This window comes from Gammaproteobacteria bacterium (assembly GCA_033344735.1).
In the GTDB taxonomy this organism is placed as follows: Bacteria; Pseudomonadota; Gammaproteobacteria; order UBA4575; family UBA4575; genus UBA1858.
Genome location: JAWPMW010000001.1, coordinates 113,249 through 126,707, shown reverse-complemented (window position 1 = coordinate 126,707; position 13,459 = coordinate 113,249). Strand labels below are relative to the sequence as shown.

13 protein-coding genes are annotated in these 13,459 nt (G+C 35.7%); 2 read left to right on the top strand and 11 right to left on the bottom strand.

Annotated features, from left to right (window positions below; translation table 11 throughout):
* Positions 1 to 16: 16 nt before the first annotated feature.
* The 8 genes from miaB to rfbF all read right to left on the bottom strand — a co-directional run bounded on the left by miaB (position 17) and on the right by rfbF (position 7,856).
* Positions 17 to 1,339 (bottom strand): tRNA (N6-isopentenyl adenosine(37)-C2)-methylthiotransferase MiaB, encoded by a 1,323-nt coding sequence (gene miaB, locus R8G33_00675; protein ID MDW3094164.1) that lies wholly within the window; start codon positions 1,337 to 1,339, stop codon positions 17 to 19.
* A 212-nt stretch (positions 1,340 to 1,551) separates the two neighbouring features.
* Positions 1,552 to 2,322 carry a cephalosporin hydroxylase family protein gene (locus R8G33_00670; protein MDW3094163.1) on the bottom strand — a complete coding sequence of 257 codons (771 nt, stop codon included), beginning with the start codon at positions 2,320 to 2,322 and terminating at the stop codon, positions 1,552 to 1,554.
* 29 nt (positions 2,323 to 2,351) lie between these two features.
* On the bottom strand, positions 2,352 to 3,404 hold the full coding sequence (locus R8G33_00665) for a class I SAM-dependent methyltransferase (protein ID MDW3094162.1): 1,053 nt from the start codon (positions 3,402 to 3,404) through the stop codon (positions 2,352 to 2,354).
* A gap of 15 nt (positions 3,405 to 3,419) precedes the next feature.
* Entirely contained in the window at positions 3,420 to 4,247 is an 828-nt protein-coding gene (locus R8G33_00660; protein ID MDW3094161.1) for an NAD(P)-dependent oxidoreductase, read from the bottom strand.
* A gap of 21 nt (positions 4,248 to 4,268) precedes the next feature.
* Complete coding sequence (locus tag R8G33_00655; protein MDW3094160.1) at positions 4,269 to 5,492, bottom strand: class I SAM-dependent methyltransferase; 1,224 nt, start codon at positions 5,490 to 5,492, stop codon at positions 4,269 to 4,271.
* Entirely contained in the window at positions 5,489 to 6,037 is a 549-nt protein-coding gene (gene rfbC / locus R8G33_00650) for a dTDP-4-dehydrorhamnose 3,5-epimerase (protein MDW3094159.1), read from the bottom strand. Before rfbC ends, R8G33_00655 begins: the two co-directional genes overlap by 4 nt.
* Positions 6,034 to 7,092, bottom strand: coding sequence for a CDP-glucose 4,6-dehydratase (gene rfbG, locus R8G33_00645; protein MDW3094158.1), 1,059 nt, complete (start codon positions 7,090 to 7,092; stop codon positions 6,034 to 6,036). Before rfbG ends, rfbC begins: the two co-directional genes overlap by 4 nt.
* Complete coding sequence (gene rfbF, locus R8G33_00640; protein MDW3094157.1) at positions 7,089 to 7,856, bottom strand: glucose-1-phosphate cytidylyltransferase; 768 nt, start codon at positions 7,854 to 7,856, stop codon at positions 7,089 to 7,091. Before rfbF ends, rfbG begins: the two co-directional genes overlap by 4 nt.
* A 176-nt stretch (positions 7,857 to 8,032) precedes the next feature.
* On the opposite strand from rfbF, the gene R8G33_00635 reads away from it, so the two are divergent.
* Entirely contained in the window at positions 8,033 to 9,745 is a 1,713-nt protein-coding gene (locus tag R8G33_00635) for an ABC transporter ATP-binding protein (GenBank protein MDW3094156.1), read from the top strand.
* A gap of 6 nt (positions 9,746 to 9,751) precedes the next feature.
* Here the strand turns inward: R8G33_00635 and R8G33_00630 are convergent, their stop codons facing one another.
* Genes R8G33_00630 through R8G33_00620 form a run of 3 tightly spaced genes read right to left on the bottom strand, consistent with a single transcriptional unit; the run spans position 9,752 to position 12,442 of the window.
* Complete coding sequence (locus tag R8G33_00630; protein MDW3094155.1) at positions 9,752 to 10,477, bottom strand: class I SAM-dependent methyltransferase; 726 nt, start codon at positions 10,475 to 10,477, stop codon at positions 9,752 to 9,754.
* 49 nt (positions 10,478 to 10,526) lie between these two features.
* Entirely contained in the window at positions 10,527 to 11,231 is a 705-nt protein-coding gene (locus R8G33_00625) for an FkbM family methyltransferase (protein ID MDW3094154.1), read from the bottom strand.
* Positions 11,232 to 11,248: 17 nt separating this feature from the next.
* Positions 11,249 to 12,442: a glycosyltransferase family 2 protein gene (locus tag R8G33_00620; GenBank protein ID MDW3094153.1), complete on the bottom strand. Its 1,194-nt coding sequence runs from the start codon at positions 12,440 to 12,442 to the stop codon at positions 11,249 to 11,251.
* Positions 12,443 to 12,601: 159 nt separating this feature from the next.
* Between R8G33_00620 and R8G33_00615 the strand changes: the two genes are divergently transcribed.
* Positions 12,602 to 13,438, top strand: coding sequence for a class I SAM-dependent methyltransferase (locus R8G33_00615; protein MDW3094152.1), 837 nt, complete (start codon positions 12,602 to 12,604; stop codon positions 13,436 to 13,438).
* Positions 13,439 to 13,459 lie beyond the last annotated feature (21 nt).

The window sequence follows — 13,459 nt, the reverse complement described above, 5'->3', positions numbered from 1 at the left end:
AATGTTCCTTTCAGATTTACAGCAAACGTCCGCGCAATGAGTTAGGCAATGCTTCAGTTATTTCCACATCTACCAGTTGACCAATGAGATCTTTACTCCCATGCACGTTAACAACTCGATTGTTTTCTGTGCGACCTGCGATTTCTAGATCGCTTTTTTTAGACCTTGAATTAATTAAAATTGTTTGCTTCGTCCCAATCATATCAGCTGATATATGATTGGCCATTTCTAATATTCGGGACTGCAGCTTTTGTAATCGATCTTTTTTCTCTTGCATTGGTGTTGAATCTTCTAACGATGCAGCGGGCGTACCTGGGCGCGCACTAAAAATAAAACTAAATGAATAATCAAAGCCTACATCTTCAATCAGTTTCATTGTTTGCTCAAACTCCTGATCAGTTTCCCCAGGAAAACCAATAATAAAATCAGATGACATACTTATATCAGGGCGATACTGACGCAATTTACGCACTTTAGATTTGTATTCGAGAGCAGTATAGCCGCGTTTCATTGCTGCTAGAATTCGATCTGAACCACTTTGAACTGGCAAATGAAGATGATTCACTAATTTTGGTATTTCTGAATATGCCTCAATCAACGAATCGTTAAATTCTAATGGGTGTGAAGTGGTATAACGAATTCTTTCAATGCCATCTATTGTGGCCACATAATGTAACAGTAGTGTGAAGTTACAAATTTCGCCATCATCCATTTTTCCGTAATAGCCATTAACATTTTGGCCAAGCAGCGTGACTTCTTTAACACCCTTGTCGGCCAGCTGCATAATCTCAACTAACACGTCATTTAATGGCCTACTTATTTCTTCTCCTCGGGTATATGGCACGACACAATATGAGCAGTACTTACTACATCCTTCCATAATCGAGACAAAAGCACAGGGACCATCAACTTTTGGTGGAGGCAAATTATCGAACTTTTCAATGGCAGGGAAAGAGATATCCACGACCGATTTACCTTGCTCACGTGCTTGGTCGATAAGATCTGGTAAGCGATGTAGGGTTTGTGGGCCGAATACCACATCTACTTGGGGCGCACGTCTTTTAAGCGCTTCGCCTTCTTGGCTCGCCACGCAGCCACCTACGCCAATGACTAAGTTTGGATTTTGTTCTTTGAGTTTATTCCACTTCCCAAGCTGTGAAAATACCTTCTCTTGAGCTTTTTCACGTATCGAACAGGTGTTCAGCAATAACACATCGGCCTCTTCAGGGTTTTGTGTAACTTCCATATCCTTTGCTACGCCCAATACATCCGCCATCTTATCTGAGTCATACTCATTCATCTGGCAGCCTTGGGTTTTGATGTATACTTTTCCTGTCATTCCCTAATTCTATCCTAAAAAAAGAGTTGGATTACTAAACTAAATACTCATACCTGATAAGCAAGTAGAAGCCTTTGCTGTTTAATAATTGTTACTAAAATAGCTGAATGAGGTCACTACATATAGCCATCAAACTCATACAAACAACTTAAATCGCATATTGATATAGAAGTTAATCAAAATTGCACGACTAATATCAAAATAATGCGATATTACATTACCCTCTTTAGATACCCACTTGGCGCTACCGAAATTAATAACTTGTTTGAAATTTCATTATCTATTTCAAACTCCTTATGCGTACTAAGAAAGCTATTAACGGCCGACATTGGATTATCACCTATACCCCATGGTCTATCTGAATATGTATCTTCAGGCAAATTTTCTATAATTGTATCAAAAACAACACAGTAACTGCCTTGTGATACCAATCCGGCATATGCTTCCAACTCAGCTAAAACATGGCTATGTGTATGGTTTGAATCTAAAAAAACCATAATTTTCTTAAATTCACCTGCAATTGATTTAACTTGCTCTACAATTCCATTATCTATACTCGAGCCTTCAATCATTTCTATTCGTGAAGACATAGGATGCTGATTTATAGCATCTTTGTTATGCGCTCTAATATCAATGTCCACTCCCAAAATCTTCCTATTAGGCTTTAATGGATCAATAACCGTTTTATTCTCTACTGCATCACAATAGTCCAATAATGCCAGCATTGACGCATTAAAAATAATAGAACCTCCATGCGCAATCCCAGTTTCAATTATTAAATCAGGCTTAATTCGCCAGATTAATTCCTGCATTGCAACAACGTCCTGAGGATACTGAATAATAGGACGACCAAACCATTCAAAATTATATGAGTACATGGAAGATATAGAGCAGATATTAAAATTCTCTGCCGCAGTAACAAGCTCATTGTTGTCTTTATAACTATTAATGCGCTCTTTTACTTCATTATTAAATTCAGATATTGGATCTGACGTGTTGTCTTTATTATTACTCACCGATCTATACTCACATAATTGTAGTTATTATTGGACATTTCTTTAACTTCTTCTAAGTAATTTCCATTCATGACATAAATTGGAGACCCGGAAGGCAAAATATCTAGACCCTCTTCAGGTGAATAGACCTTAACACCGGTCAAAGGCATGAACTTTTCTTGTTTAGCAGGATTTATATCTATAACCATATCAAAATTATTGCCTACCCGTGATTGTAATAAACCAAATAGCACTCCTTTTGAGGCACCGCCCCAAATTGCTTTTTTCACATTTAAATGAGTACTCTTATATTTTTCTACTCCGAGCATAAAATCTCTTGGGAATGCTACTGGATCGCTAATGTCTCTCACAGGTTTCTTAAGACTAGATAAATCAGCAATTACATATAAGTATTGACCTCCAAATAATCTGCCGCTTTCCACCACATTGGAAAAAATTCTTTTGAAGTCACCAAGCCTAAAATAATTTACATGTTCATATAAAATATCAAACCATGCATTATGTTCACAAATCCAATCAAAACATGGTACCTCTATATATATTAAGCCAGAATCTTGATTTGCTTCTTTTAAACATTCTAGGAATTCAACAGGATTTTCTACATGCTCTAGTACATGTCGCAAAATTAAACCATCAGCTTTTATCCCCACACCTTTTTCGAAAAACTTTTGTTCTACTGTTGGATTATTCCCCTCATAAGCAGGATCAAAACCAACAATTTCAAAGCCTCGAGATTGTAGTAATTCTAGGAAAAAACCTTTACCACACCCAACTTCAACAAGATTTTCATTACCCAAGTAACTATTTATCAAATCTAATACAGACTCCAGATGAGCCTTGAACATCGGACTAAGCGCCTGCTCATTATTATAATTTGAGTCATAATTCATTAACTCAGAGGAAAATGCATCGTTATACACAAGGCCTGTCTCTAAATCTTCGACAAGATGGATATTTCCAGTAACACAATTTCTTGCCTGCTCAATAGAATTGTAAACTTTATTCTGAAATACCGGAATTTCTTTATAAGTACAGAGATTGATTTTCATGTGTAGATTTTGGCCCTAAATAGAAGTCTTAACACCAACCACAAATTTTGGCTCTAAAGGATTATCAGTACGTGAACCAAATTTTAGCAAATCCCTGCGATCATATTCGTCTGCTATTTTCTCTGCAATTTCCCTAACTGACACAGGCTTTTCCGAGCACACATTATACGCCCCAGTGTAAGCGCTGTTAGAAATATCAAAAATCATTTTCGCAGCATCTACTACATCTAAATAATCTCGAATCTGATTTCCTGATGTTAGCTCCACATCATTCGATTGCTCCAGCATCGATTTGATATAAGGGACTAGCCGTCGCTTATCCTCGCCTTCACCATACAAATAAAACAATCTACACCATACAAATTCTAACGCATGCAAACGAAACATTTCTTGCATGATAATAAATGCTGAAGCCTTACAAGCACCATACAAACTTGTCGGATTTAAACGTGTGCCTATTGACAATTTTTCATTCGAAATATTATATTCATAACATGTTCCAATACCTACAAACCTTTTGACTCCTTGGGAAATACTCGCCCGCGCGAGGCTTATCGTTCCCTCTAAACAATCTAGGTTTTTCTCTGAATCTAGATAGAGCCCTGGCTCAGCATACCATGCGCAATGAATCACTAACTCTACGTCCTGCAACATAATACTTAGCCTTTCCTGGCTTTCATGAAACAAGTCACTTGTGCGAAAAATATCGCAATTTTTATATAGAGACGTCTCCTCGGAACTTTCTCTGAGAACAACTCTAATAAATTTAGAGTCTATATTATTTCTCATATGTCTCAGCACTTGAGACCCAACAAACCCACTAGCGCCTGTAATCAATATCATAAGATATTCTAATCTAAACCCTTAAAAAACGCATAGACGAGGGATAAATGTAACAAATTTACAACCCCACTCACGCACATACATTAACTCTGCCATAATTTCCTCTCTTAGATTCCATGGCAAAATTATAATGTAATCTGGACGAACATCTTTTATTTTATCTGGGTGCAAAATTGGTATATGGCTACCCGGCATATATTTTCCTTGTTTAGATTTTGCCGCATCACAGATAAAAGAAATTAAATCCTGGTCTACTCCAGCATAATTAAGCAGCGTATTGCCTTTTGCAGCAGCACCATACCCTACTGAAATTTTATCCAGCTCTTTCTGATCACAAAGAAATTTTTTGCATTCGTCTCTAATGCAATTAACCCTCTCCTGAAATGATTCAAATTTATTAATAGTCGTATAGCCTTCATTGAGCTCATTCTCAATTATTGCCTTATATTGTTGAGAAGACTTATATGGAGCATCTTGTTTACAACCATAAACTCTCAAACTACCTCCATGAGTATCTAATTTCTCTACATCAAACACTCTTAATCCAGCCGAATTGAAGACAGCATTAACAGCAGTAAGAGACAAGTAAGAGAAGTGTTCGTGATATATTGTATCAAATTGACAAAGCTCCACTAAACTTAATAAATGTGGAAATTCAAGATTAATTATACCATCCGATTTTAATAACAGGCTCATTCCAATTGCAAAGTCTTTAATATCCGGCACATGTGCAAACACATTGTTTCCAATTATTAAATCAGCTTTATCTCCCTTGCGAACCATTTTTTTGGCGAGCTCTTCTCCAAAAAACTCTCTAATTACCGGTATCTTTAGTTTTTCTGCAGCATCAGCTGTGCAAGCTGTCGGCTCAACACCCAAGCATGGCACACCAGCATCAACAAAGTTCTTTAGCAAATAACCATCATTTGAAGCAATCTCAACAACAAAGCTATCTGATGACAAATTAAATTCATTAATCACATAATTACAATACTCTTTCGCGTGCCTCAACCAAGAAATAGATGTTGAGGAAAAATATGCGTAGTCCGCAGAAAATAACTCGTCCGGCTGTGCAAAGTCCTCCGTCTGAACTAGCCAGCAATTGGTACATACCAAGACTCTAAGAGGATAATATGTCTCTTTTTTATTCAAATCATCTTTTGTTAGGTATGCATTTGAGGGAGGCATCGAGCCAAGATCTATGAACACCTGATCGAGTTTAGTTTTACAATGGCGGCAATTCATAAATTAACTAAAGACATATCTTTAAGGAGCGGGTGCTTTTTATCACGGTCTGATAATTCCGTTATTGGCAGTGGCCATTCTATTCCTACATCAGGATCATTATATTTAAGCCCTCCTTCATTTTTAGGGCTGTAATAGTTAGAGTGACAATAGAGTAGCTCAGCATTTGCATGAAGTGACTGAAATCCGTGTGCAAAACCTTTCGGTATGTATATCATTGACCTATTATCACTACTTAATTCCACACCAAACCATTCACCCAGTGTTAGTGAATTCTCTCTTAGATCTACTATCACATCCCAAATCGCACCTTTCATACAACGTACAATTTTAGATTCTGCATTTGGTGGATACTGAAAGTGCATTCCTCTAATTGTCCCTACACTTTTAGTCAGTGTATGGTTCATTTGCACCCAAGCAGTCTCCAAACCGTGATTAGAAAATTCCTTCTCACAGTAACTACGCGCAAAAAATCCTCTATCATCTTCTGCGACCTCAAGATCAATTAAATAAGCTCCACTTAGAGCAAGCGGGGTAAATTTCATAAAAGTTCAGAATATTTATCGAGTTGATTTAGTGTTGTTTTAAGTGGAGAGCTTCCAGAGTTGACTAGGGAATACCAAGAAATTGTTTCATGCACGCTTTTTTCAAATCCCCATCTTGGAGACCAAGACAGATTTTTTTTTGATTTGCTTATATCTAGAGATAGTAATTTTTCTTCATGCAATTGGCTATCTAAATTATTATTATCACAGAACTCTCCAGACCATGTTTTGTGGGCTTCGTCAACCAGCTGTTGAACTGTACGAACACCTTCATCATCTGGACCAAAATTATATGCTCCTTCCAGTGACTCTTCTGGGCATGAATATAATCTTTCTGCGAGCAACAAATACCCAGACAATGGGTCTAACACATGCTGCCATGGTCTAACTGACTTAGGATTTCTGATAGAAAATTTTTCTCCGCGTATTAGGGCTCTGACTAAGTCAGGAACAATCCTATCTTCTGACCAATCACCTCCGCCAATAACATTCCCAGCACGAACTGTTGCAATTTTAATATTAGAATCATCTTTAAAAAATGAGCTTCTCCAGCTATTTACTGCGAGTTCAGCTGCGGATTTACTTGAGCTATAGGGATCATTACCACCCAGCCGATCTTCTTCCTTGTACGCATAGTTCCTATTAAGGTTTTCATATACTTTATCTGTAGTAACAATTATCACCGAACATTCATGCTTAATATTTTTTATAGCTTCGAGCAAGTGGATTGTACCGATAACATTAGTTTGCCATGTCTCTATACTTTCGCGATATGAACGACGCACTAATGGCTGGGCAGCAAGGTGAATAATCACATCGGGTCGGGCTTCAATAACTTTCAAGTTAAATATTTCACGGTCAAGGACATTACCAATGAAATGCCCGGACTCATTGGCCAAATTTAACTGCTGGAATAGTAATGCATCTGGCTCAGGCTCAAGAGCATACCCAAAAACATTTGCGCCTAGTTCTTTTAACCACAGATTCAACCAACTGCCTTTAAATCCAGTATGGCCAGTGAGAAAGACACGTTTATTATTCCAAAAACCAGTCACTCCCAAATCTTCCAAGGAGCATCATTAGATGACCATTTTTTCTCTAAATACTGCCTGTCTCTCAAGGTATCCATTGATGACCAGAAACCAGTATGTTTATAGACAGAAAGCTGTTCATCTTGTGCCATGCTCTCAAGTGGCTGCTGCTCCCAAACTGTTTCGTCTCCACTAATTTTGTCGAAAATTTCCGTTTCACAAACAAAGAACCCACCACTCACCCAGCGTCCATCCCCTCTCGGTTTTTCTAAAAATGACTGAACACGATCACCTTCTATTTCAATCGAGCCAAATCTACCAGATGGTTGAACCGCGGTAACTGTAGCAAGAGTCTTCTGCTTTTTATGAAAATCAACCAAATGATTGATATTGATATTACTGACCCCATCACCATATGTGAGTAAAAAAGTTCCATCTATGTACTCCTGTATGCGTTTTATTCTACCGCCTGTTTGGGTATGTTCACCCGTATCAACCAACGTCACTTTCCACGGCTCAGCTGAGCGTGTGTGCACTTCCATTTCATTTTTTGACATATCAAATGTGACGTCCGACATATGCAAAAAATAATTAGCAAAATATTCCTTGATTAAATAACCCTTGTATCCGCAACATATGACAAACTCATTAATGCCATAGGCGCCATATATTTTCATGATATGCCATAAAATAGGACGTCCACCAATTTCAATCATTGGCTTTGGCTTAAGATGAGACTCTTCGCTTATTCTAGTGCCAAATCCACCAGCAAGAATTACTGCTTTCAATGAGTACTCCTGATATTTTATTAGTAAACTACGACCCGCGCTCACAGATCTAGAGTAAAATAGACGTTAAATTCTTTTCCTTATTCAGCGATAATAATCTAATCTAGGCAAACTTCCCACTCGGAACATAGTTAGAATAACCATAACCATTACAATAAATAAATATAATCTTATCTATGACTCTATTGAAGTATTTCTTTCACGTATATCCAAGTAGGACCATAATCGTTCTTATATCTTTGCTAGTAGCTGGCATAGTTGAAGGATTAAGTGTAGGAGCATTACTCCCGCTATTAAGCAGCATCATTCCCAATGGGCAAGATCAGAATAAAATGATACCAGCTCCTGGAGATGATAAATTAAGTCTAACTAATTTTCTTAATGATTTTGGTATTCCTGACTCTACAGAAGCACTCCTAATATTAATAGTAACAGGAGTTTTATTAAAGAGCCTTATTACTTTTTTTACAAAATTTTATGCTGGGAAAACAGCTAACATCGCAACAAAGGACTTACGACTTAAATTATTACGCGCCATATCTAAAGCAGAATGGAGCTACTTTGTTGCTCAACCTATAGGGAAAATTTCTACATCACTTTTTAGCGAAGCAGGCAGAGCATCTAACGCATATATGCTAAGCGTTAATCTTATCACATCAATTATACAAATCAGCGTTTATTCAACTATTGCATTGCTTATATCGTGGAAACTTGCATTTTCAGCAATTCTGTTAGGTGCAGGAATGCTAATTTTATTAAATAAACTAGTGATAATTAACAAGTCTATAGGAAAGAAAATCACCGTAATAGTCAGATCTTTATTTACTGAATTGACTGACAGCCTCCGCAGTATGAAATCACTGAAAGTTATGAATCGCTCCGATTACGCTTACTCTGTGTTGAGAACATACACAAAAAAACTTGCGCGAGAAGAGCGCAAATCAATTCTAAGCACAACAGGACTACAATCTGCTCAAGAACCTATTGTTACTATAGGTGTTGCAGCAGGCACATACGTTGCCATCAACAATCTGGGTATGAACTTAAGCATGTTACTTGTAATGCTTTTCGCATTATTAAGGGTTGTCAAAACATTTGGCAAGGCTCAAAGCCAATACCAATCTTTATTGAAAGAAGAGAGTGGATTTAAAGCAATTATTGAATCAATTAAGCATGCTGAATCATATCGTGAATTACTGACTGGTAAAAAAATAGTAAGATTTAATTCAGAGATACGATTCCAAAATGTCTACTTCAACCACAAGGACTCTGAAATATTATCTAACTGTAATATTTCTTTTCCAAGTCGAGGACTTATCTCTATCGTTGGTCCATCTGGGACTGGTAAGACAACATGTGTAGATTTAGTTGCAGGTTTATACAAAGCCAGCAAAGGGGAAATATACATTGATGGCATTGAAATAGGCGATATCGATATTTCTAATTGGAGAAATCAAATTGGCTATGTAACTCAAGACACTATACTGCTAAATACATCCATAAAAAATAACATCCAACTCGGTAACTTTTCATTAAGCGATGAAGATATTATAAATTCGTTGACCAAATCAAATGCATATGAATTCATAAAGAAATTACCCCAAGGAATAAATACCATTGCAGGAGAACAAGGAAATAGATTTTCCGGAGGACAGAAACAACGCATCCTTATTGCAAGAGCATTAGCAACAAACCCTAGTTTATTAATCTTAGATGAGGCTACAAGTGCGCTTGATGAAAATTCTGAACTAGAAATAAGCGCACTTGTCAAACAACTTAGCAAGAATCTATTAGTGATTTCAATTTCACATAGACCAGCTCTAGCAGAGTCTTCAGATTATTTATATAAACTAGATAATGGGAAACTCATCCTTGCTGAGACAGACTAAATAGATTTATTTTTTTATTGCGAATACGTGGTAACCATAGCATTGAATCTCATCACTGTGCTTGTCACTTTTATTTAGCTTCATTAACGCCAATTTAAGCACCCATGATGAAAACTTAAATAACACTCCAGACTTACTAGAAGAATATCGAGAAGCTATCAATGGCAGCCTTTCTATTTCTTGAGCAAGAACTCCATAGTAATTGCCATTTGGAATTGCTTCTTTTAGCTCAAATCCAAGCTTATTAAGGTGATATTGATACCAATAGATACTAAAGCCTGTACAGAAGAAATATGGCGCAAAATGTGTAAGCGAATTGAAAGGCGCAGTTAACAATAATGTACCACCGGGCTTAAGCAACCTAGAAAACTCAGTCAAAGCATGCACTGGATATGGAACGTGCTCTAATACTTCTGTGCAAAGAATCGCATCAAATGAGGCATCTTCTTCAGGTATTGATGTTATATCACTGACAATATCTAATCCTTCATAGTGAAATTCTTTATCGTGCATACCAACTTCACCAGACAAATCTCCACCATCATATTTAGCAAAATCTTGGGAAACATAAACCAAGTGATCACAATATTTTCTGTATATCTGTGGACCTGCGCCAGCATCAAGAATCTTACTTCCAGCAGCTAAAGACTCTATGCTACTTACCACCCATTTATCTCGATTATACTTATTTTCTCTACCTAAATTTATTTTGAATAATTTTTTAATCTTCATAATCTTGCGCTATCGAATCTAATCGTGATTGCCTGTCATAATTTTTCATTTAAGATACAAGCGTATTCCGCAGAAGAACATCATTAATGTATTTTCGCTCGATAATAAAAAAAGGAATTATTTCTAGCATTTGTTCTAATGTAGCTTGCCCATGATATAACTCATCATCACTATATTCAGTATATAAATACTTTGTTTTCTTTAGAGTTTCGATTCCACCTTTTATGACATCAATTTCCGCACCCTGGACATCTGCCCAAATAAAATCGATATACCTGATATTGTTAGTTGATGCCCATGTATCCAATGTTACAGTTTTGACATTTATTACATTATCAAATTTACACCATGGATGTTGTATTAGATGTCCTGTTGGCTTGCGAATTGACCCAGATGCATCCCAGCCCTTTGGGTAATTTTGTTGGTAAGATTCAGCAGGCATGCCATCACTAGCATAAAATTCTATAACGCCGTTTTTATCAGAGATTGCGACTTTATTTAAAAAAACACGACTACTTCTAACATTATCTTCAAATTTAACCAGAGCTCTTGGGTCTGGTTCAAAGCAATATATCTTAGCTTTTGGAAACAACTTCAAGAATCTATTTGTATCAGATCCATTATTACAACCAATTTCAAGAATAGTAGAATCCTTATCTCCGACACAGCTTAATAAGTCAACATTATTTATCGATTCTAAATTATCTGATTTTTTTAAATTTCTTAGTTTTTTAATTATTTTTTTTAATTTCATAATAAAAATATGAGAGATTATTTACTAGTTAGAGTAAGTCTTTGGATAAGATTACTTGCGCTTTTAGCCTTCAATTCCAATTCATTGTAATTAGGCAAGATACCGCTAACAGCTTTTGCAGCATCGTACACATTAACTATTTGGTACATATCTGCTCTTAAGTTCAATGAATCTTCTTTTTTATTGTATCCATAAATAATTATCTGCTCATTTTTTATTGCACGAGTTAATTCAGGCAGATTTACATTTAATTTATTCAGAGTAACAATTTTTTCAATTGCACAATAGACCTCTATACGATTTTTCTCATTTAATGTATTAATTTCTTTTAGTGACTTATCGACTATAATATTTAAAGAAATATTACATTCTTTAAATCCATATATTTTAGCTACATTATAAAACTCAATTGCTACGATTATTACCATTGAGGGAGCTAGCACAAGTTTATTTGTTATCTCTGTAGTATTTTCTGATAAAAACTTATTTGAAGATAGCTTCATTTTATTTGAGAAGTAACTAGTACCTCCACTATGCTTTGATGCTCCATTTACTGAAAATGGCCTATAGCTATAGATATAATTTTTTAGAAAATATGAAATAACAATCCCTGAATATATATCGGGGCAGAGAGAATTAAAAAAACTATTATCAGCCTTTTTATCAATTGCTTTTTTTATAACATTATAATTAACGAAACTATTATATAAACACGGAAGCATATTATATGAAATACTAAACTTAAGCAGCTTTTCTCTTTGTATATTTGCGTCTAGAATTCGTATTTCATTTTTTAATGGAATTGATAGATAGTTTTTAAATTTATCTTCAATATGATTTGGCCAGCAATATTCTACTTTTTTCCAGGTAACGGCATCAACTTGGAATCTATTAATTAGATTATTAATCTCGCTGATAGATTCAGGCAAAAATGCATCATCATCACCAATATAACTAACATAACCTCCATCTACATGAGTCAATGCAAACTCCCAGTTTGCATTCATACTTACGCGTTTACCTGTTTGAATATAAGTTAGACGTTTATCATCAAACGAATCAATAACATCTTTTGTATTATCCATGCTTGCATTATCAGAAATAATGATTTCTAGATTCTCATATTTAATATCTAACAAAGATCTAATTGTGTAGACAAGAGTATCGGCACGCTCACGAGTTGGCACTATGATTGTAAACTTATTATCCATTTTTTTATTATGTAGTACTATTTATGTATTCAAATATCCAAAAATGCTCTCAATCTCTTTGCAGTAAATAGTCAAATAACATATTCTTTTAATTAGCTAAGCATATCCATTATACTTTCTGTTAGATTTGATACTTAATAATGGACCAAAATAAAATAGATGAATGACTATAGCCAATTTGAGCTAGATGATTGGGTTAAATCGACGCTCGCTGACCCCGTGACTAAACTTAGCGTATCCATAGATAGCTTCACTAAGCATTACAACATAATTGATGCAAGAGTTCATTTAAAAAACACTCTGGGCCATTCTAAATGGAATTCTGGTCAAGACGCTTATGAAAACTGGGAAACAAGTTCATCAGGTTATAATAATAAAGTTAAAAATTATAGAAAAGAGATTCAATATGATATGCCCACTTATGAATATTTTGAATTATCTGGCGATATTATTGATATTGGTGGCGGTGTAGGCACCGTAAGAGAATTAATCAACACCAGCTATAGATTTGTTTCAATCGACCCATATATCAATGCTCCTCTAGAAGTACCATCTGCTAAAATGGAGGCTTATAAGTGCTTATCAAAACATTTAAACTTTGTATCAGCAATGGCAGAGTTCATTCCTTTTAAAAGCAAAACATTTGATTGGGCGCATATGCGTTCTATGCTTGACCACGTCCTGGTACCTGATTTAGCACTCATAGAAGCACATCGCATATTGAAAGATAATGGCAAACTATTAGTTGGCATGTATGTAGAAGGCGGTAAAGACGGGATAATCCCTGTAAAAGAAAAATGCTTGGACTATGTAAATAATCACATATACCCTAAATTTGGCATCAATAAATACATAGATCACCACACCTGGCATCCAACATACAAAAATCTTGTAAAGCTAATATTAGACAATGGTTTCGAAATAGAAGATATTTACTGGCAGCCTATCTGGAAAGATAAAGTCTGCTACATTAAAGCTAAAAAGGCTACTAAATAGCTCAGTATATAAAACTTAACC

Bases quoted from the DNA above. Each gene is read 5' to 3' on its own strand.
- R8G33_00615 (MDW3094152.1), top strand. From the start codon at position 12,602: ATGAATGACTATAGCCAATTTGAGCTAGATGATTGGGTTAAATCGACG.
- R8G33_00655 (MDW3094160.1), bottom strand. From the start codon at position 5,492: ATGAATTGCCGCCATTGTAAAACTAAACTCGATCAGGTGTTCATAGAT.
- R8G33_00660 (MDW3094161.1), bottom strand. From the start codon at position 4,247: ATGATATTGATTACAGGCGCTAGTGGGTTTGTTGGGTCTCAAGTGCTG.
- rfbC (MDW3094159.1), bottom strand. From the start codon at position 6,037: ATGAAATTTACCCCGCTTGCTCTAAGTGGAGCTTATTTAATTGATCTT.
- R8G33_00620 (MDW3094153.1), bottom strand. From the start codon at position 12,442: ATGGATAATAAGTTTACAATCATAGTGCCAACTCGTGAGCGTGCCGAT.
- miaB (MDW3094164.1), bottom strand. From the start codon at position 1,339: ATGACAGGAAAAGTATACATCAAAACCCAAGGCTGCCAGATGAATGAG.
- R8G33_00665 (MDW3094162.1), bottom strand. From the start codon at position 3,404: ATGAAAATCAATCTCTGTACTTATAAAGAAATTCCGGTATTTCAGAAT.
- R8G33_00625 (MDW3094154.1), bottom strand. From the start codon at position 11,231: ATGAAATTAAAAAAAATAATTAAAAAACTAAGAAATTTAAAAAAATCA.
- R8G33_00630 (MDW3094155.1), bottom strand. From the start codon at position 10,477: ATGAAGATTAAAAAATTATTCAAAATAAATTTAGGTAGAGAAAATAAG.
- R8G33_00635 (MDW3094156.1), top strand. From the start codon at position 8,033: ATGACTCTATTGAAGTATTTCTTTCACGTATATCCAAGTAGGACCATA.